Here is a 21,494-nt window from a genome sequence, read left to right on the forward strand (position 1 = left end):
TATGAATATTATTTTCTGCCTCTTATATTATTATTTCTATATAAGGCTTAAAATTCCTTTTTTTCCTTTTATGTCAATTCGCTAATCCACTTCGAGCCAACTCTCCCCTGTAAGTTTTATTCCAATTGCCCCCAATGGTGCAGTTATTATAATAGATAAAACTGCAATTGCAAGTATTAATTCTCCCGCCTGTACTCCTGCAGTTAATGGTACTGCTCCTATGGCTGCTTGTACTGTAGCCTTTGGAATATATGATATTACACAAAATATTCTTTCTTTCCAGTTTAGATTTGTGCCTGCTACTGAAATTAAAACCCCTATTGTTCTAGCTATTAAACCCACTGCAATAATAAGTAATCCAAGGGCACCTGAATCTATTGCAACATAAATATTTACCTGAGCCCCCACTAAAACAAAAAGTATAATTTCTGCAAGAACCCATATTTTATTAAATTTACTAGATAATTTAGTAGCTACATTTTCATTTTTCTCTAATAAAACAAAGCCAATGGTCATTACTCCAAGTAAACTGGCCATTGGTACTATATCTTTCAAATAATCTTCCAAGCTTGTGAAAAGAATAGCTACTCCCATTAAGATAAGTACTTTTTTCGTGTCAACCATATTAAAGTTTTTAAAAATCTTTAGGATAATGATTGCAATTATTACCCCTATTAAAATCCCCAGTACTATTGATATTGGTATTCCCAGTAATTTAGTAGTAACATTTATATTTCCTCCATATAAACCTAAAAACGTTGTAAATAATGTTATTGCCACAACATCATCTATTGATGCCCCTGCCAAAATCAATGTAGGTATGCCCTTTTTATGACCTAATCTTCTATCAATAAAATTAAGCATTTGAGGGACAACAACAGCTGGAGATACTGCTGCTACTATAAATGCCAACATTCCAGCCTCTATTTTAGATATTTCAAATATGTAACTGGATAAAAATAAAATTGTAAATCCTTCTAATAGCCCTGGTAAAAAACTCATTTTTATTGCAGGAATACCAACTTTTTTGAGAGTATCTTTTTTAATTCCTAAACCTGCCCTTAATAAAATTATAATTAATGCTATTTTTCTTAAATCTGGAGATATATTTAACATATCCTCACTAATAATATTAAATCCATAAGGTCCAATAGTAATTCCTAATATTAACATACCTAGAAGTCCTGGTAACTTCATTTTTTTAAAGATACTGCTGGCTATAATTCCTAAAATAATAATAATTCCTAAACTTAATGCCATGATTATCACTCCTCTTTTTTTAGTTAATAGTTAACAGTTAATAGTTAATAGTCGGGGGTGTTTTTTAGTTTTGGTTGTGTTTATTAGTGTTTGGCTTACTAGGGATTTTATGTCGGTTTGTTTTTTCAAACCATAGATCTTTAAATTTAATTTCCTATTCAATATAAACCTCAATTGTAGGGTCTCAATATATTGAGACCCTTAGGTCTTGCTATGCAAGACCTAACTTACCAAAAACAAAAAACTCCTATTCGATATATAATATAGCTTATATCTCAAATAGGAGTCATCAATTGCCTTTGCAATATTTAATGGCGAACTCCATCGCCTTTTTAATTTTTTAATAAAATCTTTATTTATTATATCATATTTTTTAGATTTTGTATTAATTTTTTTATACCGGAGGATGAATTCGAAGCTACTAAAATTAATGTATAAAAAGTTATATGCTACATAAAGAATATATGCATAAACAGTGCTGCAAAGGGCATTGCAATAAATGTTCTCTGGAAAAATATAATAATCAATTCCCTAAACTTAAGGGGTATTCCCGTAGTCATTATAACAACCACTGTTTCTGCTAAAAATATTATTTGAACCATAGATACCGCTGATACAAAATATCTAGCTCCTTCATGTAATAAATCCACTTGTTCTGATATAACTAATACTGGTAAAAACATCTCTGTTATACCTGCTGGTATAGCTGGTGCTATGGCAGCTGCGTCTGGAACTCCTAATAACTTTACAAACGGTAAAAAGATTAGACCTAGCATATCGAAAAATGGAGTATATTGGGCCAAAATCATACCTATTATACCTATTGAACATAATAAAGTTATTACCTTAGGTACCACAACTATTCCACCAAGTAAACTATCCTTTATCTTATAAAGAATATTTCCCGATGTATAAGCTCTTTTTACTGCTCTATCTACACCTCTTTTAAGTATTCTTGGATTAAGTTCTAATTTAGCTTCTTTTTTAATTTCTCCTTTTGTTTGAGTCTTGCCATTATAATATAAATCCCTTTTTCTTGAAATAGGTGGAATTCTTGATACTATTATGGCTATAATAAATGCTAATGCAAAGGAAGAAAAATATACTTTTAAAAAATGTTCCTTTAATCCTGCAGTACTTATTACTAATACCGCGTATCCAACACTTACAGCACTAAAACATGTTGAAACTATACTGGATTCTTTTTCTGTATAAGCACTTGATTTATACATTCTGCTTGTTATTATTACCGCCATTGATGATGACCCAACAAATGATGCTACCGCATCAACTGCACTTTTTCCTGGAGTCTTAAAAAGGGGTCTCATAAGGGGTTCTAATATAACTCCAAAGAAGTCTATACAACCATACTCGGTTAAAAATGGAATAAAGAACGCTCCCACCGGTATGATCCATGCAACGCCAACAACTATGGGAGGTATAACCATTCCTCCTGTTTTAGCCCCTATTATTATTTCTGGCATTGGTAGCCCTAGGGTTGCATTAAGGGAATACATAACTGCAAAAATACCACCTAATAAATATAAAACAGGATGTATTATTGAGTCTCCTGAATAATATTCATGCAACTTACTACCTTCTTTAGCTTTAAATTTACCATAAAAACTTAATATACCATTACCGGCAACTACTAGTGTTACTAACCAAAGTCCAAAATTACCTAAAATTTTGATAATACCGTTGTAGATAACACCAAATAAAATTTGACCTGACTCTCCATTGATAGTAAAAGGAATAAAGAAAACTAAAATAGCTATTGCTGTAAATAAAACCGATAATGTTAATCCCCTCATATAATCAGTTTTATTAAGCTTAATGGAATCCATGACCTTTGAGTCATTTAAATCAAGTTCTTCTACATTAATATCTTTTTGTGTACTTAGATTAATAGCTTCCATTTTTATGCCTCCTTCTTTTTATTTTGTTTGATTATTTATACTGCAAAGGCCATGCCAAAAGTCTTTGATTTTTGAAATTTCTATGATTTCGTAAATATAAGCATCCCTTTTATCAACTATTATCGAATCTCCTTTGTCCATTTTTCTGTTGTTGAGGGATTCGTAATCCCCTAAGTCCACTTCCCGTTGTTGGGGGATTCGTAATCCCCCAACTTACTATCTTTCTCAAATAGAAAAATACTACCCCTATTAAGCAAAAGTCCAATATACCCTTCCCCATAATAAAAAATAGTCTGCAAAATTTGCACACTTGCAAATTTTGCAGACTATTTTTTACCATATTCCTTAAGTTTATAATGAAGACTCCGTTCACTTATCCCTAGACACTCCGCTGTTCTTCTTTTATTCCCATTAAAATATTTCAATGTATTTTCGATGGATATTTGTTCTATCTCTTTAAATGTAGCTCCTAATTTAATTATAATATTTTCATCACTATTCACTAAAGGAGTATTCCCCTTATATTTTTCTGGAATATCATCTAAACCTATATATTCTTCATCAGAAAGGGCTACTAACCTTTCCACAAGATTTTCCAATTCTCTGATGTTTCCAGGAAATTTGTAGTTTTTAAGTTCTTTTATTGCCTTTTTATCTAGTCCTTTAATACTCTTCTTTAACTTTTTATTATGTATATTTAAAAAGTAATTTATAAGCAACGGAATATCCTCTACCCTTTCCCTAAGTGATGGGAGTTTTAATGTTATTACATTTAATCTATAATATAAATCTTCTCTAAAATTACCTTTTTGAACCTCTTCTTCTAGGTTCTTGTTTGTGGCTGCTATTATTCTAATATCAACCTTTACGCCTTTTTCTCCTCCAACTGGAGTAACAGTCATATCCTCTACTACCCTCAGTATTTTAGATTGAAGTTGAAGGTCCATCTCTCCTATTTCATCTAAAAATAAAGTACCTTTATGAGCCAATTGGATTTTACCTAATTTCTTTTTGTTGGCACCAGTGAAAGCTCCTTTTTCGTATCCAAATAATTCACTTTCCAATAAGTCTCCAGGTATAGCGGCACAGTTTATTATTTCTAGATTTTCATCTTTTCTTTTGCTATTAAAGTGTAAAGCCTTAGCTATTAAGTCTTTTCCCGTTCCGCTTTCACCTGTTATCAATACAGTAGTATCTAAGTCTTTTATCTTATTTACTTGTTTTAAAACCGAATAAAGGGCCTCGGATTTACCAATTATCCCCTCTACTCCATAATCTCTATCCACAACTTGTTTTAAATTTTTTAAAGAACCACTTATCCTTTTATGTTCTAAAGCCTTTTTTATAAATACAAAGAGCTCCTCCACATCTATTGGTTTAGTTACATAATGACTGGCTCCTTCCTTTATAGCCTTAACCGATGACTCTATGCTTCCAAATGCCGTTATTATTATAACTTGTATCTCTTCATCTATACTTTTTATTTCTTTCAATACATCTATACCGCTTACACTGCCTATTTTAAGGTCTAACAATACCACATCTATATTATTTATCTCTAATATATCCTTAACCTCATTTGGGTCCTGTGTAGATATAACTTCATAATCATCTTCAAGAGCAAACGTAAGGGAATCACATATGGATTTTTCGTCATCAATTATAAGAATTTTTTCCAATATAGATTCCTCCTAACTAAATTTTTTTTTAAATACTAAATCTATTTTTGTACCTTGTCCCTTTTTACTATGTATTTTTATTTCCCCATTGTTTTCTTTTATATATTTATAAGATATAAATAAACCTAAGCCTGTCCCATTTGATTTAGTTGTATAAAAAGGGTCAAATATATTCTTTACATCCTTTTCTTCTATTCCTTTTCCATTGTCTTGTATAGTTATCATAACTAAGTTATCCCTTTGTTTTGCCTCTAATTTTATCTCTCCCCCACTTCCTATAGCTTCAGCACTATTTATAAGTAAATTTATTAGTATTTGTTTCATTTGTTGTTTATATCCGTAAATACTTATATCATCTATACTATAAGTGAACTTTATATCCTTCCGACTTAATTCTCCTACAAACAATTCTTTTATTCCCTCTATCAAATACTTCAACCCTATATTTTCCATCTTCATTCTTTTAGGTTTAGAATAATCCAAGAGTTCTGTAAGCAAACTATTTAATCTATCTATTTCCTTTGGCACCTGATTAGTTATCTTTTTTCTAAATTTCTCATTATCATATTTCATAGGTAATAAATCTATATATGTTTTAATTGCTGTAAGGGGGTTTCTTATCTCATGGGCTATCCCCGATACCAACCTACCTATGGACTGCATCTTATCTTTTTGGTTTAACTTTTTTTCGTATACAATAACATCCGTTATGTCCCTAAAGGTAAGTACCGCCCCCATATGATCATTGTCCCCATATAATGGCCATAGAGTATAGGAAAAAGTTATTTCTTCATGATTATCTACAAAAGTTTTTTCACTAAGTCTATATTTCTTACCATCATTTATACAACTTTCTATCTTATCTATATCAAAATATTTATGTGAATTCCCTTTTGAATATTTACTTCCAATCAAGTCCTTACCTATTCCTATAAGCTCTTCACACCTTCTATTTATAGTAGTTAAGCATCCATCTTTATCAAATGTTATGAGACCTATACCAAGATTATCCAAAACCTGCTTTTTAAACCTATAATTATCTTCTATTATCTTTTGTTTCCTTTCAAGTTCTATATTTTTTACATTTAATTCTTTAGTTCTTTTTTCCACTTCTTTTTTAAGTATCTTATTAATTCTATATATAATTAAAAATATGGCTAAAATAGCTATAAATACTGCTGATAGAATATATATTGCATATTTAAAATCTTGTAGTTTGATTACTTCTTTTTCTCCAAACCACTTTTCATATATCTTTTCATACACTCCATCTTCTTTTAGTTCCTTTAATGCATTATTAAATTTATTTCTTAATTTATAATTCCCATTTTTAAAAGCAATACAATAAGGAGTTTGATTAAACTCATATCCCACCATTTTTATATCATCTATAAGATCTTTTTTCCTTATTATATGGGAACCTACTAATTTACTCCCTAAAACAATGTCAACTTCATTATTCATAAGCTTTTGTAAGGCCCCTTCTAGGTCTGAAAACAATAATATATCAACATTATCCACTTCAGATACAACATGTTCTGCTAAATCATTTCTTTGTATAGCAACTTTTTTTCCTTCCAAATCACTTATATCAAATACAAAAGGAGCTTCCTTTCTTACAAAATATATAAGAGAGTTTTCCAAATATTTATCAGAGAACTCATACTTTTCATTCCTAACTTTATTATAACTCATTCCCTGTATTGCATCTATATCTCCACTTTCTAAAGCTTTTAAAGCCTGTTGCCAATCCATAGGTTTAAACCTTATATCTATACCCATTTCTATAGCTAAAGCTCTCATAATATCTACATTAAATCCTCTATAATCTCCATTCTCATCAACAAACTCATAGGGAGGATAGTTTCTATCTCCCCCTATTGTTATTATATCTTTGTCTTCAGCAAAAGAGGGCTTGGACAAAAATAATATTAGTATAATTAAAATAACTTTGTTTATATCTTTCAAGTGATCCAGCCCCTTACTTAAAACTAAATTTTTTAACTCCTAATACAAATTATAGATATTTCTTCAACTTATATCTTGGTATATTTCTACAAAATTTCATATAATATTTATCATTACCAGCTGTCAATCCTAGAAAGGTCTAAAATCATAATTATAAAAAATATAATTACCAGTATAATCGTAAAAACACTACCAAACTTCATCATATCAATCATAAATTCACTGGGCTCAACATCCCTATCCTTATATCTCCATTGTTCTGACATTCTAAACATTTCCTCAGGATGCTTTAAAGTGTATATACTTAATAAACATATGGGAACAGCAAAAGCCATAAAAACTATTATTATAAAAATTTTAATTAGCAAGTTTATTCCCCCTTACAAGCAAAATCATTTTATTGAAAACATATATCCTATATTTATCTTATGTTTTCTTCTATATAACTTCTCAATCCCTAATAATACTATCAAACCTATTAATTCTCCAGTAAAATTTAAAATAAAGTCATCAATATCACTTATTCCAGTGCCAGTTATATATTGAATCACTTCTATTAATACAGGTAAGATTATTAAAACTAATATATTCATATATCTTTTCTTTAATAGGATCCCCACTACAAATCCAATAGGTATAAATAGTACTATATTTCCTAGTATATTAATTACTACTATATTAATACCTACGTCTATTGTGTTTGATAAATATTGGGAGATAGTTCTAAAGGGAATCATATTGATTTCTCTAACAGACATTTGACCTCTACCATAAAAAAATAAAGCATTAGACATTAAGATAAAGTAAGCTACAACAAAGTAAATACATAGATATTTTAAGTAACCACTTATGTTTAGCTTTTTTCCCTTTATATATTTCTTCATAAAGCAAAATAAATTAATACTAAAAAAGCTTACTAAAAAAATAATTATCACTTCATAGCTCATATATGTATCAGACAAAAAAATAGATGTATATACAATATACACCACATAAACTATACTGGATAATATGGTTATGATTAGATTATTTATAGTATCTTCAGTTTTTTTATAAACTGCCATTCCAACAATAAAATCTAAGACTAATATAATAAATATCCCCATATACAAATCTAATTTTTCAATAATAAAAAAGTTTATAAATAATAGGATTATTCCAATGGGAATATATAATATTTTATTTATATATATATTTCTAATCAATCTTCGCACCCTTTTCTAAAAATTTAATTTTATCTCATAGTACTCTTCCCTATTATCTTCTGATACTTTATAAAACCCTACAGATTTAAATAAATTCTTTGACCTTTCATTATATTTATATATTCCTTTTAATTTAATAGTTGATAAACCAATATTTTTGGCTCTCTCTAATAGTTTTTTTATTACTTTTTTGCCAATACCCCTTCCCCAGTAGTTGCTATCTCCTAATACTATGGGCATAGTCCTCTGTGACAATGTTACATCTCCTATAGGAATCCACTCATTGCTTTTTAAGGCTTCTATAAAATATAGCTCACCGATATTACTTAAATAGCTATACATTCTTTTTATTGTTTCCATATCATATGTTTTATCGGTAATGCCCTCTGAATAGTATAATACCTCTGAATTTTTGTACCACGGTAAAGCACAGTTCCATTCATTTTCATTAGATTTCCTTAACCTTAAACCCTCTTCTATTTTTAAAATATTTGGTTGAATAATATTGTCTATCATTGTTATTTCTCCTCTTTTTACTAAACTATACTTCTTTCTTCAAGCTCTTTTTTAATTATTGTGAAAAGATTACTATTGTTTTAACTCACTGGTTTCTACTAAAATAATAACTTTACTAGATGCTCCATACATACTACTTCTAGAAAAGGAAGTTTTAAACTCAATAATTTTAGTTTTGCCTTCGAACTTCCCTCTCTCTTTTATTTCCTCAATATTCCCTAACTTATCTACTAAAAAATATACATTCCCCTCTTCAAATGGAATCATTTCTTCTTTATTGTAAACATTTACTATTCTAAAGTTCCTATATTCCTTATCAAATATATTAAACTCATAATTTTCTTTCAATAAACTAAAAATTTTCTCCCAAGGCATCCTCTCCAATGCTTCTAATAACTGATAAAGACCAACTTCAAAGTCCTGTCCCTCAAAAGACTCAACATTTATCCTTTCTTCTAAAACTATAAGATCTTTGGGATGATTTACTTTGAGTAAACTATAAACATAATAGTTCTTTTTATCTCTGTTAAACAACTCTTTTATATTATAATAAAAAGATTTTTTTACTTTATCTTTATTTATATAACTGATTATGTCCATAAAATCTATTTTCCCATCAAAGGTAGTTTGAAGTAGAAAAGATTTTTTATATTTGATACTTGTGTTTTCAATACCATACTTATCAGTTACACTTTTAAATATTTCTTTCCCATTAAAGTCCTCAATATATGTATTTATCCTAAATTTATTCTCATTACTTTTATAAATGTCATATCCACCAAAAGCAACAATAAGAATAATAATAAATATGATTATATTTTTTTCTTCCTTTTTCATGGTCTCTCTCCTTTTATTCCGTCACTTCTCCCCTAATTAAAACCCTACCATTATCTGGACATAGAGCTTCAAACCTTTTTTTCCTACTAGTACCATAATCTAAGTCCCCATTATTTAATAACGTATATATGTTTGGATATATACATTGCCATAACTCATGACATATAGGAGGGCAGACATCTCCAACAATATGAATATCTCCTGCTTTATGATAGTTAGCCCTACACTTACTCTCTAAAATTGTTAATTTAACCTTAGGCATAATATTTTCCCCCTCTTAAATTTCACCAAATCCTTGCTCTCTGCACCTTTCCCCCTGCACGGAACAAAGAAGTGCCAACAGCACCTTTGTTCTATCTACTTTATTCTAAATACTCCAATACTTTTTTATATAATTTAGGTTGAATTGAAGGATAGGTTAAATCCTTTGGCAATTTATCAAATAACTTTACTTCTCCAATTTCTGATTCAGGTAATTGTTCTATTTTATTAACTTGTCCAAAATAAAGTTGTCCAAAGCTTTCATTTTCTCCAGTTCTACAAACTGAATATATGCTTATAGCCTTTAACTGAACTTCTTTCGCCCCCGTTTCTTCAAATAACTCCCTTTTAGCAGCTTCTTCTACTCCTTCACCATCTTCTATATGTCCCCCAGGTACTTCCCATGTTTTACGTTTTTTATGTTTCACCATTATCCACTTATCTTTATATTTAGCAACAATAACTACATACTTTAATTTATTTTCTTGAATTTCCTTTAAATCATAAAAATTTACAGAAATCATTTAATCATTCCTTTCAGTATACATCATTATACTTATTAAATCATTTTTAGACCTAATTGTAAATATTTCTATAATTTTATAGAACAAAACAATATTTTTAAATTTTACAGTATACTTCTATATCATTGTCTTCGCTATCTCTAAACTCTAAAACCCAATTATCCTTAATTTTAGTCAATGGAAAAACTAATTGAGCATCTAATTCTTTTAATTTAGAAATTAATTTATCCATATTATTAACTTCAAAACTAGGTAGGCAGTTATCACCGTAAGTAACCTTTTCACCAACTTCATTATTATTAAACAAACAAAACCTAAAACCTTGCAAATCAAAAACACTAAAAACATCACTTTTTTCATCTACTTGTTGTGAAAAAAGATTTTCATAAAAAGTTATAGCTCTCTCCATATCCTTAACACAAATATATAAAGAATTTATTTTTATCTCAAAATCCATCTTGATCCCCCCTAATATAATAAATCTGTTGCGAGGTCTAAAATATACTTTCAATTTAAAAGAAAGTCACATTTGACCTACCCTATCTTTAAATCTATATATACTCTTTTTAACATCGATACTCCATTACCATAAATTCCATAATTTCATTTCCTTGTTGTCTTTCAAATCTATTAACTTCTTTAAACCCTACTTTTTCATAGGTCTTAATAGCCCTTTTATTAAATTTTGCCACTGTCAATCGAAATTTTGATATTAAAAATTTTTCCTTGGCAAATTCTATACCTTTATTTAAAAATTCTATCCCCATACCTTGTCCAGCAAAACCAGGGTTCATTCCCAAACCTATATCTATCATTTCTGTGTCAAAGTATACATTGTATTTATTTCCCGCTAGAACTTGGGCACTTTCTCCAAAACAAAAATATCCAACAATTTCTAGTTTTTCATTCTTAACTACATAGTATGAGCCATCTAACAACTCTGTAATATCTTCTTCACTTCCATCCATATCATATATGGAATATATTCCTCCGTATTTCCAACTTGATATCACTATTGCCTCTTTTTGTCCCATAGGTCTTATATTATGATTCATATTTAAATTCCATCCCATCTAAATATTTTTTTATTACTTTTATTTTTTTAGGAGAAATAATAAAATTGTTGACAAAATATATTTAGCGGTACCTTTATTATTTCAAAAAACAATAGTTTCTAATTTGAATTATAACTACGTATCCTTACTGGCACTACTAAATATTCATAACCTATATCTTTATTAGGAATAATAACTGCTGGAGAACTACTTCCTCCTGCAAAACAAATCATTATTTCACTATCATCTATAACCTTTAATCCTTCCAACAAATAACTTACATTAAATCCAATCTCTAAGTCTTCTCCTTCTAATTCAATATCAATCTCCTTTACAATATTCCCAATATCTGCATTAGAAGATATCTTAAGTTTATCATCTGTAATATTTAACCTTACATCAGTTCCACTATTTTGAGTGAAAACAGCAGCTAGTTCAAGTGCTTCCTGTAAGTTACTTTTATTTATACTTATTTTCGTTTTATATTCCTTTGGAATAACTACATCATGGTTTAGATACTCTCCATCTAATAATCTTGTTACAACTTTAATATTATCTATTATAAATAAAGCATGTTTATCCTCCAAGACTACTTTAACTTCCTCATTACTATCATTTGAAAGAAGCTTACCTATTTCAACTAGGGAATCTCCAGGAATAATAGCCTTTGTATCTTCTTTCAGTTCATTTTCACAAAACTGCTTTTTTAAAGCAAATCTATAACTATCGGTAGAAGCCATAATTATCTTGTCTTTTTTTATCTCTACCAATTCACCACTTATTACTTGAAGGTGTTCTGATTTAGATACTGCGAATACTGTTTGTCTTATCATTTCATTTAAAACACCTTCTTTTATATATACAGTATTTTCTTCACCAACTTCTGGCATTTCGGGAAAACTATTTGCGCTAAGTCCCATCAACTTCATTTGAAGATTGTCACACTTTATTTCAACTGATAGTTTTTCATTAACTTCTATTTCTATATACTCATCCTTTATTTTTCTTACAATGTCACTAAATATTTTTGCATCGATAACAAATTTACCTGAACAAGATACTTCGGCTTCTAACTTAACCTCTATCCCTAACTGCATATTATTGGCGATTAATCTAACCTCATTATTTTCTGCGATAACAAGAATACCCTTTAATATGGGCATCGTTGATCTTGATGGTACAGCTTTTCCCACTGCATTTATTCCCATTAGTAGTTCATTTCTTGTAATTTTAATATTCACGTATTCATCCCCTTTTGTATTACTTCGTCAATACTCTAAATTATATGACTTTGTTATTACATCATTTATTATATCATTCTAATTAAAATTAAAATTTCCTCCTCATATTCTAAATATTCCTTAAAATTCGCTAAAAATAAAACCCCCTATAAACTTTTTCTTATTTCTAAGGGAGTTTCATTATTGTATTTACTTTTATGTCAAAGAATAAATTTTCCTCATCAATACCAGTTGAGGAATTGCAATCCCCCAACAACTAAATCATCACTAAACTATTAAAGAATAAACTTAAGCTATATTTTCTTACTCAGTTTCATATAGCCCAGAACTTATCCCTTCTAAAAAAGGTGTTAATCTATCATGATAATATATATTTAAATTATGCAATGCACGGGTACACATTGTATAGAATAACTTTCTTTCATTTTCTAAGTGATAGTTAGCTCTACTGCCATTATAAACTAACACTCCATCAAACTCTAATCCCTTAGATAAATATGACGGTATAACCACTAATCCTCGTTTAAATCTAATATCTTCTTTAGTAATTAATTCGATATCGATTTTATCCTTAATTATATCATAAACTCTTTTACTATCTTTAGCATTTTTGCATATAACAGCTATTGATTTTAACCCTTTTTCTTGTAACTCTTTAATATCTCCTATAATTTTGTTAATCATTTTATCTTCATTGGCCACATTTATAATCTTAGGTTTATCTCCCGGTCTATTAATAGTCTGTATATTATTTTCTTTTAATAAAATCTCCTTAGTAAAATTAAATATTTCCCTAGTGGAACGATAACTTTTAGTTAGTTTAATAATAGATTTCTTACCTTCACTAAATATATCAACAATATTATTGTAATCAGAAAGGCCCATATAGGGATGAATTGACTGATTTAAATCTCCCAAAACAGTTAACTTACTACCTTTAAATATATGCTTAAAAATCTCATATTGAAAGGGGGTATAGTCTTGTGCTTCATCAATAACCACATGTTTTATATCAAATGCCCTTAAAGTACCTTCCAATTCTGCCTTTAACATTAAAATAGGTGATACATCTTCATAAGAGATAAATTTATTTTCAATATTATTTATGGTTTTGTTACCTATATAATTAAGTTCATCAATGCTATGGTCAAGATTAGATAAGTTCATAAAAAGATCTTTATCCTTAAATATATTTTTATAGACTTCAATAGTATCAATAGAAGTCATATTATTTATATCATCCATTAATGGCTTAAACTCTCTATATCTCTGTAATCTACTTAAAGGCTTTATTTCATGTTCAAAATTCGCTTTAAACTTCATTTCTTCTTCTATTTCTTTAAGTCTTATTTTTTGCAGAGGTTTTATTTTATCAAATATTCTATTTCTGATTTTAGTTAATCTTATTTTAATAGGCCAGTAACTAAAACTATCATAAAATAACTCCTCTAAACTCTCTTTAGTTTCTATAACTTTTCCTCTATATACTATGTCATGAAACTTAATTACTTCTTCCTCCAAATACTTTATATATCTTTTTATAACTTGGAGAAAGTCATTAGACCCTTTATACTTAATGCCCTTAACATTAAGTTTATAATCTTTATCAGCATAGGATGATAGTAAATACTCCATTTGATCTATTGAATCTTCAACTATATATTCATCTCCCAGAATTGTAGATGCATATTCAAAAAAAGTTGTTTGTTGCATATTTTGTTCTCCTAATTGGGGTAAAACATCGGAAATATAGTCATTAAATATCTCATTCGGGGAAAATATTATAATATTTTTAGCCCCTATACTTTCATTTCTATATCTATATATTAGATAAGCTACTCTGTGTAATGCTATGGAAGTTTTACCACTCCCCGCTGCCCCTTGGACGATAAGTAATTGATTTTTATCATCTCTAATTACCTTGTTTTGTTCTTTTTGAATTGTAGTTACTATACTCTTCATTTTAGTATCGGAATTTTTACTTAATATTTCTTGTAATATTTCATCATCAATTTTTATATTACTGTCAAACATATACTTAAGCTTAGAATTTAATATTTTAAATTGCCTCTTTAAACTTATATCTCCCTCTATCTTCCCATTCTCGCATAGATAAGAAGCTTTCCCCAATTCATAATCATAATATATACTTGATATCGGAGCTCGCCAATCATAAACCATAATATCTTGAGTGTCTTCTTTAAATAATGTAGAAAGTCCAATATATATGGACTCTATTTCTTCTTCCTCTTCTTTAAAATCTACTCTTGCAAAATAAGGTGCATCTAAGGATCTTTTTAGCTTTTGAATCTGACCATAGTAAAATTCGTGTTTAAACTCCTCTTCTTTTAGCTTACTTAATTGCTGTTCCATAGCATTGACATCTTCAAAATTAGTTCCATCCATATCCACTGTTGTATGGGGTAATTCTTCCCACATAAATCTACGAAGTTTCACTATTTCATCTTTATAATCCCTGATTGACTCACTTTTCTTTTCTATTTGATTATTTATCTCTTCAACCACTTTATTAACCCTAATTTGTTCCCATTTAAACTCTGCTTTATTATTAATAAAAATCCCCCCAATTAATTTTTTAAAAATACTATTGACTTATAAAATGTTTTGATATATAATGTATGTAAGGAATATTTTAATGTATGTTGGTATTTTTATACGCTTTTTAATGATACCATTTTTAATTATGTTCGTCAAGGAAAAAATATAAAAAATAAGGAAGAGACTTCAGTCTCTTCCTTATTTTTTATATTTTTTTAAGAATCATGTAATATCTGTGTTCCGTTGTTTCAACATAACCATCTTTCTCTATTCTCTGTTGCAATTCAACTAACCTGTCGAAACATCTATCTACTGAAAATCCTGGAAATTCCCATTCAATTATCTTAACAAAAAATACCAATGCTCCTATATCATAGAATACTACCTCTTTTATGGTAAAATCTATATTTTCTTCACTAGAAACAAACAAGGGTTTTCTTCATTCCAAACTGTTGTAAATACTTCAAGGGGAATAAAACCCTCTTTAAAATAAAACTTTCTTGTCCTTTCATAAGGTTCATACTCTGCTGAACTATCCAAAGTTTTTACTGTTAAATAAATATAGCCCTTATCCTTACAATAGTTAATACATTCGTTAATTAATTGATGTCCTATGCCCTGTCTATGATATCTTTCTAAAACTCCCAAATTATATATATCAGCTGTATATTCATTATGTACTTTTAAAGCTAAAAATCCCACTACTTCATTGTCATCATATGCTGCAAAAAAATGAAAATCTCTATGTACTATAGATGTTTCTTCAATATCTTCTGGTGGGCTAAACCAAAGGGGTAAATCATTCATTATCTTACTAGTAATTTCTGTCTTCTTATTCTTGTCCATAACTTTTTTAATTTCTATCATCATATAACTTCTTTCCCCCTATTATTCTAATACGTCTTTGCTTTTAAATTGAAAACATTCTGTTAACCTCCAAAGAGATACTAAAGAATCTACTGTATTTTTTCTATTAGAACTTTATACTTCTAGTTTATATTCGTCTATCTATTTATTTTCAAAAACATTCGGTTTGCTTCTTCCGTATATTGAGTAGGAGACCAGGCTTCTCTCCTTTCTACAAATCCAAACTTAGATTGTATTTCATTACTAATTTCTCTTTTATTATTTTTTATAAAATTCTCCATTTGTAGTTTCGATGGAAAAACTATATTCAAGGCATGTTTTAATTCCAACCTTTTAAATACTTTTAAGATATGTAACCCATCACTACAAGCCCCTGGTAAAGACTCTAATTTTTTCTTATCAAAATAAATTCTGACTCCAGGAGTATAATTTTTATTCAAATCAAAGTTTAATTCTTTATATTCCCTTGATGCAACTACTTTCTCCGGGGCCAAACTATTGATTTTAGCTAAATCTATATAATCAAAAAAGTCTTCTGGCTCTCTTAAGTTTCCTCTTATGGTATTAACTACTTTACCTAGCCTAATTAATTCATTATAACTTAGCAACGCTTTATCCTTTATGATTTCTTTAAAACTATTTATTGTAGTTGAGTGACATAGATATTTGCAATCTGAAAATGAGACTTGTCCAATGTTATTAATGTTTTTGTTTTTAATAATATTTTGCAGGTTATAAATCTGTTGTCTATTTTCAGACCAAAGAATTACCTTTCTATTATTATTTATTTCATATCTTAATAAAATTTTTACTCGATTAATATCTTCTTGCAAACCTATACTCCAAATACCACTGGGACTTCGTCCCATAAAGTTACCTTCCTCTATTAAGCATACTAAAGTATCGTACCCCATATCAGAAGCCATTTTTTCAGCTTGCTCTCTATTCTCAGGCCAGATATTTTTATTAAAAGTATCTAATTGTTTATTTACATCATCTATCATATTAAATCCTCCTGAGAACACATACCTAAATATTCATCTTTTAAAATACTATAATGAACCGTATCTTCAAATCCTCCCCATTTTTTAACACGATGTCTTAATGTTCCCTCGTATGTCATACCTAGTTTTTTCATAACCTTCCCCGATGCAGGATTTCGTTTCAAATGTCTAGCGTGTAAACAGTTTAACTTTATTTCTTTGAATGCAAATTCCATCATACCCTTTGCTGCCTCAGTACAATAACCTTTATTCCAATATTTTTTACCTATCCAATATCCAATTTCACCATTTTCATTTTTATTGTTTAAAGATATTCCAATTGCTCCAACCAAATGACCTTCCCCTTTATCCGTTATAGCCAATGTTAATGTTTGATCTTTATCATATTCCTCTTCATGGTTTTCTATCCATCCTTCCGCCATTCCATCTTTATACGGATGGGGAATATTTTGTGTAGTTTTTGCAATATCTTTATCTCCAGCCAATTGTTGAACCATTTTAGCATCGGATAACTCAAATGGACGTAAAATAAGTCTCTCCAATTCTATTGTAGGTAGTTTTTTCATATATATTTCTCTCCTTTATTGCCTATCTGCAATTATTTAAATTACTTATCTATCTCTTTCCCTATTTCTTTAGGCTTGTCCTAATGAATCATATGAGTTGTATATTCTACTTTCTTAACTACTCCATCTATTCATCCTTTTCTAACTATAATATCTCTAGACCCTTTATCGTCAGTTCCAAAATACAATACTTCATAGTCTTTAAACATATCTTTTATCTCTTCATCTTTATAGTATTTGAAAACCATTCCCTTTCTTTCTCCCTTAGTATACTTCATTGTCCCGTCACTAAGTATCACATGGGGATATTCCATATCTTCCTTATCCAGTCTGTCAAAAGAAAGATATACTAGGCCCTTTTGTCTAACAATTCTAAACAACTCATCTCTTGCTTTTAAAGCATCTTCATAATACAAATGGTCTATAACAGCATGGGCCACAACCCCATCAAAAACATTTGAATTAAATTTTATATCAGCGATACTACATACTTTATATTCGTTATAGTTAATTTTATATTCATTTAACATATCTTCCGTTATTTTTACAGAACTTCTTGATATATCAAAACCATAAACATCAAAACCATTTTTCCCACAAACTACACTATATTTACCAAACCCGCAAGCTACATCACATATGCTTTTTATACCATATTTTTTGAAAAAATCAATAAAGATATATTCTCTATTTAAGTCAATATATTTTTTATAATTATCACTGTCTTCATTATTCCAAATGCTATTCCAATATAATTCCAATATTAATCCCCCCTATTCTCCATTTTATATAATATAACTTTACTATTAAATAGACATCCCTATAGAAGACTGCGTCTCTTTATAAAATTCAAATCCGAATTTATTATAAAGTTCTAATGCTCTTTTATTAGCACTCCACACTTCTAATCTAGATTCATTTATACCTTTTGATTTAAAATACTCTAATCCTTCATTTATTAAATATTTTCCTATTCCTTTTCCCCTCCACTTTTTATGGACAAATAAATCTTCTATCAACCCTATCCTTTTACTTTCGTCTCTATCAAAACATAATAATATATTTGCAATAATAGCATCTTCGTCTTTAATAGATATGCTTTTCCATCCCTCTTTATTTTTAAACTCATTTATTTCCTCAACTGTATAGGAACCGTTTTGAAACACCTTACTATGACTTTTTATAAAGCTATTTATTCCCTGATCACTATTAAGGATATTTTCAATAGGCTCAACTCCATCAGGAAGAATATAATCATAATTTTTATCATTTATGTCACATTTGATTATATGCATACCTTCATCATGATTAAATCCTTCTTTACTTTTATAGTAGTTTATATTTTCAGTATCCTCTGAAAAACAACAATGATATACCCTAGCTTCCATATTTTTATATTTATTCCTTATGTTACGGGCCCTTTTCATTAAATTTTCGAAAATAAAATCCTTTATTTCTTGCTTATTTTTATCACTTTCTACTCCTACATTTATGAAAATATTGTATCTTCTATTGTTATATAAATCTGATGATAAAAAAGGAGAAATATATCCCCATCCTAGTACTTCTTTCTCTGGCCCATAGGCTATAATTTTCTTTTCACTTTCCCCTGAATCAATTGTTATATTCATTAACTCTCTCTCCCTCTTAACTTTATTTATTAATATAACTTTTCTTATTGCAACTCCAAAAACAATTTATTTGCTTCTTCAGTATATTCAATAGGTGACCACGTATCCCTTTTATCTAGAAATGAAAACCCTGATTACATTTAACCGCTGATTTCAAATCCCCTTAAGAACACCTATCTAAATATTCATCTTTTAATATTCCCATCTCAATAATATGGTGGTATTTTCCTCCTTTGTATAATTCGTCCCTTAAGGTCCCTTCTATTTTAAATCCACATTTTTCATAACATCTAATTGCTCTAGTATTAAATGAAAATACCGTTAATTTAACTTTATGTAAATTCATTTCATTGAATATAAAGTTAAGCAATACTTCCATAGCATCAGTTCCGTATCCTTTATCTAAATAATCCTTACCTAAAAAGATATAAATCTCAGTTTTTCTATTTTTCCAATCAACTGACTTTATACCACATTCCCCAATATATTGACCTTTATCTATAGATTCAATCGCAAAATCATAATAATCTTTATAACCCGATATTTTTTCGAAATCTTCCTTTACGTCTTTTAATGTCACAGGATAGGGTATCCTTGAAGCTACATTTCTCTTATATTCAACTTCGTTCATAATCTTTAAAAGCTTGTCCAAATCTTCTTCTCTATATTCCCTTAAAATGATTTTTTCTCCGTTAAACATAATATCCCTCCCAAAACTTTCATCCTTATTTAATTATTAAAATAATCCTCTAAATTAACTTGTCCAAACATTTCAGTACCTATCAATTCATCCTTTAGCTGTTCATTAAATTTAACTATGAACTCTCTTTTTTCTTTTAATATAGACTTTGCACCATCAGTATTTAATAATTTAAATCCCCTGTCAATAAAGTCAATTTCAAAATTACCAATTCTATCCTGTAGTTTTTGAAAGAAATATGGATCCCTTTTATCTATCCAATTTGATGCCATAAATATAGATAAGACACCTATTTCGTCTAATATATCTGCATCCCTCAAGACTTTTAAACAATAATCTTCTTCATCTTCCCGTTTATTTGAATGTTTCTCTATTAAGTATAATAATCTATTAGGTTCTTCCATAGAATTATATATCGATGGATTTTCTTTTAACCAATTATGTACAATTTCCCTTCCTTTTAATGCATGTCCCTCTTTTTTTATAATTCTACCTATATCATGCAAGATGGCAGCTAAACGCGTAAGTATAATTTCACCTTCTGATAATCCCCTATTTTCTCTTCCAAGAATTTTATTTACATAACTTTCAACTCTAAATGAGTGCAACCCAATAAATTCCCAATTATTTCTCCAAAGATGTACTCTATCATGGTTGACCTCTTTGTCTTTTATATAAGATATAAGAAATTTTCTCCCTTGATCTAGAATATGTTCTTTCACTGTTTATCCCCCTCCTTATCTCCTTTATAGCTATATAAAATATTGCTTATGCTTCTTATATTTTCTCCTTCTACAACTAAATAGGCTAACTTCATAAAAACCTCCCAAATAATATAAAGCTTATATGGTGAAACTATTCTAAATTTTATTAATAATCTGTTTTTATAGGATATTTCATATTATATCTTATTTTTCTAACTTTTTCTAGTATAGTAACTTAGGAAGAATTTAATGTAAATAAACAAAGGCGCCGTTGGCGCCTTTGTTAGTCCAGAGAGCAGGGAGTTATAAATCTTCAACTATAATGTTCCTTTACTTTTTAAAGCTATAGGTTGTCTTATAATAGTTTTTAAGTTTTCAGGCTTTGTTCTTCTCGGATTATTTAAATAAATTTCATGATGTTTTCCAACTTTATTATAGTCATTTGTTTCTATATATTTATGTAACTTTTCAACTGTAGATTCTTCTTCAATATAGGGACCTATATGCATTATTTGTGCTACTAATCCTTCTTCTATGCTTTCAAACCTAAGTTTTGGAAGCGAAGATAAGTCTTTCTTCTTTTTAACCATATCTATTGCTTTATTGACTAAATCTGTTGTTACAATTTCAGGTTGCATAATTAAGGCTGTCCATTTCCAAATATCCTTATTCCCCATAGAAAAGTCCTTCATTTCTTCTGTCCACCATAACCCTTCAAGGGGGAGTACCCCATAATCTAAGCCCTTAGGCTGCTTTTTTATCATAAACTTCACCTTGTAAGAGACACTGAATAATGCTTCTATAGCATCTTTATATTCCTGTGATGTATTGGGATCACCACAGCCGTCAATCATTAAAAAATTAAACTTAGGGACTTCTACTATTCCCACCTTTTTGGAAGAAGACTTGTAAAGGTTCTTAAACTTCTTTTTAAAATCTATTTTCCCCATTATTATAACAACTCCTTATATTTAAAACTTCTATAAGGCCATTGTAAC

Annotated in this window: 24 protein-coding genes and 1 riboswitch; all 24 genes read right to left on the bottom strand. The window is 28.9% G+C overall.

Features of this window, described 5'->3' with window-relative positions:
* Positions 1 to 81: 81 nt before the first annotated feature.
* Positions 82 to 1,260 carry a cation:proton antiporter domain-containing protein gene (locus V6137_RS07085; RefSeq protein WP_425447202.1) on the bottom strand — a complete coding sequence of 393 codons (1,179 nt, stop codon included), beginning with the start codon at positions 1,258 to 1,260 and terminating at the stop codon, positions 82 to 84.
* 273 nt (positions 1,261 to 1,533) lie between these two features.
* Positions 1,534 to 1,598: riboswitch (Fluoride riboswitch) on the bottom strand.
* A 111-nt stretch (positions 1,599 to 1,709) separates the two neighbouring features.
* Positions 1,710 to 3,179: a YjiH family protein gene (locus tag V6137_RS07090; protein WP_425447203.1), complete on the bottom strand. Its 1,470-nt coding sequence runs from the start codon at positions 3,177 to 3,179 to the stop codon at positions 1,710 to 1,712.
* A gap of 18 nt (positions 3,180 to 3,197) precedes the next feature.
* Positions 3,198 to 3,359, bottom strand: coding sequence for a hypothetical protein (locus V6137_RS07095; protein ID WP_425447204.1), 162 nt, complete (start codon positions 3,357 to 3,359; stop codon positions 3,198 to 3,200).
* A gap of 146 nt (positions 3,360 to 3,505) precedes the next feature.
* On the bottom strand, positions 3,506 to 4,858 hold the full coding sequence (locus V6137_RS07100) for a sigma-54-dependent transcriptional regulator (protein ID WP_425447205.1): 1,353 nt from the start codon (positions 4,856 to 4,858) through the stop codon (positions 3,506 to 3,508).
* 12 nt (positions 4,859 to 4,870) lie between these two features.
* Positions 4,871 to 6,826 carry a transporter substrate-binding domain-containing protein gene (locus tag V6137_RS07105; RefSeq protein WP_425447206.1) on the bottom strand — a complete coding sequence of 652 codons (1,956 nt, stop codon included), beginning with the start codon at positions 6,824 to 6,826 and terminating at the stop codon, positions 4,871 to 4,873.
* A 113-nt stretch (positions 6,827 to 6,939) separates the two neighbouring features.
* Entirely contained in the window at positions 6,940 to 7,194 is a 255-nt protein-coding gene (locus V6137_RS07110) for a DUF6199 family natural product biosynthesis protein (protein ID WP_425447207.1), read from the bottom strand.
* A gap of 24 nt (positions 7,195 to 7,218) precedes the next feature.
* On the bottom strand, positions 7,219 to 8,031 hold the full coding sequence (locus V6137_RS07115; RefSeq protein ID WP_425447208.1) for a VanZ family protein: 813 nt from the start codon (positions 8,029 to 8,031) through the stop codon (positions 7,219 to 7,221).
* A 15-nt stretch (positions 8,032 to 8,046) separates the two neighbouring features.
* Positions 8,047 to 8,547: a GNAT family N-acetyltransferase gene (locus V6137_RS07120; RefSeq protein WP_425447209.1), complete on the bottom strand. Its 501-nt coding sequence runs from the start codon at positions 8,545 to 8,547 to the stop codon at positions 8,047 to 8,049.
* 72 nt (positions 8,548 to 8,619) lie between these two features.
* On the bottom strand, positions 8,620 to 9,384 hold the full coding sequence (locus V6137_RS07125; RefSeq protein ID WP_425447210.1) for a hypothetical protein: 765 nt from the start codon (positions 9,382 to 9,384) through the stop codon (positions 8,620 to 8,622).
* 13 nt (positions 9,385 to 9,397) lie between these two features.
* Entirely contained in the window at positions 9,398 to 9,646 is a 249-nt protein-coding gene (locus V6137_RS07130; protein WP_425447211.1) for a TIGR04076 family protein, read from the bottom strand.
* Positions 9,647 to 9,746: 100 nt separating this feature from the next.
* Positions 9,747 to 10,169, bottom strand: a complete 423-nt coding sequence (locus V6137_RS07135) for an NUDIX hydrolase (RefSeq protein ID WP_425447212.1) — start codon at positions 10,167 to 10,169, stop codon at positions 9,747 to 9,749.
* A 97-nt stretch (positions 10,170 to 10,266) separates the two neighbouring features.
* A complete protein-coding gene (locus V6137_RS07140; RefSeq protein ID WP_425447213.1) occupies positions 10,267 to 10,626 on the bottom strand; it encodes a VOC family protein in 360 nt (119 codons plus the stop codon).
* Between the two features lie 109 nt (positions 10,627 to 10,735).
* The gene (locus V6137_RS07145) at positions 10,736 to 11,224 is read right to left on the bottom strand and encodes a GNAT family N-acetyltransferase (RefSeq protein WP_425447214.1); all 489 of its coding nucleotides are present in this window, start codon (positions 11,222 to 11,224) and stop codon (positions 10,736 to 10,738) included.
* 119 nt (positions 11,225 to 11,343) lie between these two features.
* Positions 11,344 to 12,465 (bottom strand): DNA polymerase III subunit beta, encoded by a 1,122-nt coding sequence (gene dnaN / locus V6137_RS07150; protein WP_425447215.1) that lies wholly within the window; start codon positions 12,463 to 12,465, stop codon positions 11,344 to 11,346.
* Positions 12,466 to 12,768: 303 nt separating this feature from the next.
* Positions 12,769 to 15,069, bottom strand: coding sequence for an RNA polymerase recycling motor HelD (helD, locus tag V6137_RS07155; protein WP_425447238.1), 2,301 nt, complete (start codon positions 15,067 to 15,069; stop codon positions 12,769 to 12,771).
* A 160-nt stretch (positions 15,070 to 15,229) separates the two neighbouring features.
* Positions 15,230 to 15,454, bottom strand: a complete 225-nt coding sequence (locus tag V6137_RS07160; protein ID WP_425447216.1) for a hypothetical protein — start codon at positions 15,452 to 15,454, stop codon at positions 15,230 to 15,232.
* Positions 15,427 to 15,894 (bottom strand): GNAT family N-acetyltransferase, encoded by a 468-nt coding sequence (locus tag V6137_RS07165; protein WP_425447217.1) that lies wholly within the window; start codon positions 15,892 to 15,894, stop codon positions 15,427 to 15,429. Before V6137_RS07165 ends, V6137_RS07160 begins: the two co-directional genes overlap by 28 nt.
* Before the next feature lie 134 nt (positions 15,895 to 16,028).
* The gene (locus tag V6137_RS07170; protein ID WP_425447218.1) at positions 16,029 to 16,895 is read right to left on the bottom strand and encodes a hypothetical protein; all 867 of its coding nucleotides are present in this window, start codon (positions 16,893 to 16,895) and stop codon (positions 16,029 to 16,031) included.
* Positions 16,892 to 17,461, bottom strand: coding sequence for a GNAT family N-acetyltransferase (locus V6137_RS07175; RefSeq protein ID WP_425447219.1), 570 nt, complete (start codon positions 17,459 to 17,461; stop codon positions 16,892 to 16,894). Before V6137_RS07175 ends, V6137_RS07170 begins: the two co-directional genes overlap by 4 nt.
* A 131-nt stretch (positions 17,462 to 17,592) precedes the next feature.
* Entirely contained in the window at positions 17,593 to 18,222 is a 630-nt protein-coding gene (locus V6137_RS07180) for a class I SAM-dependent methyltransferase (RefSeq protein WP_425447220.1), read from the bottom strand.
* Between the two features lie 45 nt (positions 18,223 to 18,267).
* Positions 18,268 to 19,092 carry a GNAT family N-acetyltransferase gene (locus V6137_RS07185; protein ID WP_425447221.1) on the bottom strand — a complete coding sequence of 275 codons (825 nt, stop codon included), beginning with the start codon at positions 19,090 to 19,092 and terminating at the stop codon, positions 18,268 to 18,270.
* 163 nt (positions 19,093 to 19,255) lie between these two features.
* Positions 19,256 to 19,792: a GNAT family N-acetyltransferase gene (locus V6137_RS07190; RefSeq protein WP_425447222.1), complete on the bottom strand. Its 537-nt coding sequence runs from the start codon at positions 19,790 to 19,792 to the stop codon at positions 19,256 to 19,258.
* 29 nt (positions 19,793 to 19,821) lie between these two features.
* Entirely contained in the window at positions 19,822 to 20,514 is a 693-nt protein-coding gene (locus V6137_RS07195; protein ID WP_425447223.1) for an HD domain-containing protein, read from the bottom strand.
* A gap of 299 nt (positions 20,515 to 20,813) precedes the next feature.
* Positions 20,814 to 21,446 carry a GyrI-like domain-containing protein gene (locus V6137_RS07200; protein WP_425447224.1) on the bottom strand — a complete coding sequence of 211 codons (633 nt, stop codon included), beginning with the start codon at positions 21,444 to 21,446 and terminating at the stop codon, positions 20,814 to 20,816.
* Between the last annotated feature and the right edge of the window lie 48 nt (positions 21,447 to 21,494).

This window comes from Dethiothermospora halolimnae (genome assembly GCF_037577855.1).
Classification (GTDB): domain Bacteria; phylum Bacillota; class Clostridia; order Tissierellales; family VENL01; genus Dethiothermospora; species Dethiothermospora halolimnae.

Excerpts from the sequence above, each read along its gene's own strand:
- V6137_RS07175 (WP_425447219.1), bottom strand. The coding sequence starts at position 17,461 with ATGAAAAAACTACCTACAATAGAATTGGAGAGACTTATTTTACGTCCA.
- V6137_RS07085 (WP_425447202.1), bottom strand. The coding sequence starts at position 1,260 with ATGGCATTAAGTTTAGGAATTATTATTATTTTAGGAATTATAGCCAGC.
- V6137_RS07200 (WP_425447224.1), bottom strand. The coding sequence starts at position 21,446 with ATGGGGAAAATAGATTTTAAAAAGAAGTTTAAGAACCTTTACAAGTCT.
- V6137_RS07165 (WP_425447217.1), bottom strand. The coding sequence starts at position 15,894 with ATGATGATAGAAATTAAAAAAGTTATGGACAAGAATAAGAAGACAGAA.
- V6137_RS07130 (WP_425447211.1), bottom strand. The coding sequence starts at position 9,646 with ATGCCTAAGGTTAAATTAACAATTTTAGAGAGTAAGTGTAGGGCTAAC.
- V6137_RS07145 (WP_425447214.1), bottom strand. The coding sequence starts at position 11,224 with ATGAATCATAATATAAGACCTATGGGACAAAAAGAGGCAATAGTGATA.
- V6137_RS07090 (WP_425447203.1), bottom strand. The coding sequence starts at position 3,179 with ATGGAAGCTATTAATCTAAGTACACAAAAAGATATTAATGTAGAAGAA.
- V6137_RS07140 (WP_425447213.1), bottom strand. The coding sequence starts at position 10,626 with ATGGATTTTGAGATAAAAATAAATTCTTTATATATTTGTGTTAAGGAT.
- V6137_RS07170 (WP_425447218.1), bottom strand. The coding sequence starts at position 16,895 with ATGATAGATGATGTAAATAAACAATTAGATACTTTTAATAAAAATATC.
- V6137_RS07125 (WP_425447210.1), bottom strand. The coding sequence starts at position 9,384 with ATGAAAAAGGAAGAAAAAAATATAATCATATTTATTATTATTCTTATT.
- V6137_RS07120 (WP_425447209.1), bottom strand. The coding sequence starts at position 8,547 with ATGATAGACAATATTATTCAACCAAATATTTTAAAAATAGAAGAGGGT.
- V6137_RS07135 (WP_425447212.1), bottom strand. The coding sequence starts at position 10,169 with ATGATTTCTGTAAATTTTTATGATTTAAAGGAAATTCAAGAAAATAAA.
- V6137_RS07190 (WP_425447222.1), bottom strand. The coding sequence starts at position 19,792 with ATGTTTAACGGAGAAAAAATCATTTTAAGGGAATATAGAGAAGAAGAT.
- V6137_RS07185 (WP_425447221.1), bottom strand. The coding sequence starts at position 19,092 with ATGAATATAACAATTGATTCAGGGGAAAGTGAAAAGAAAATTATAGCC.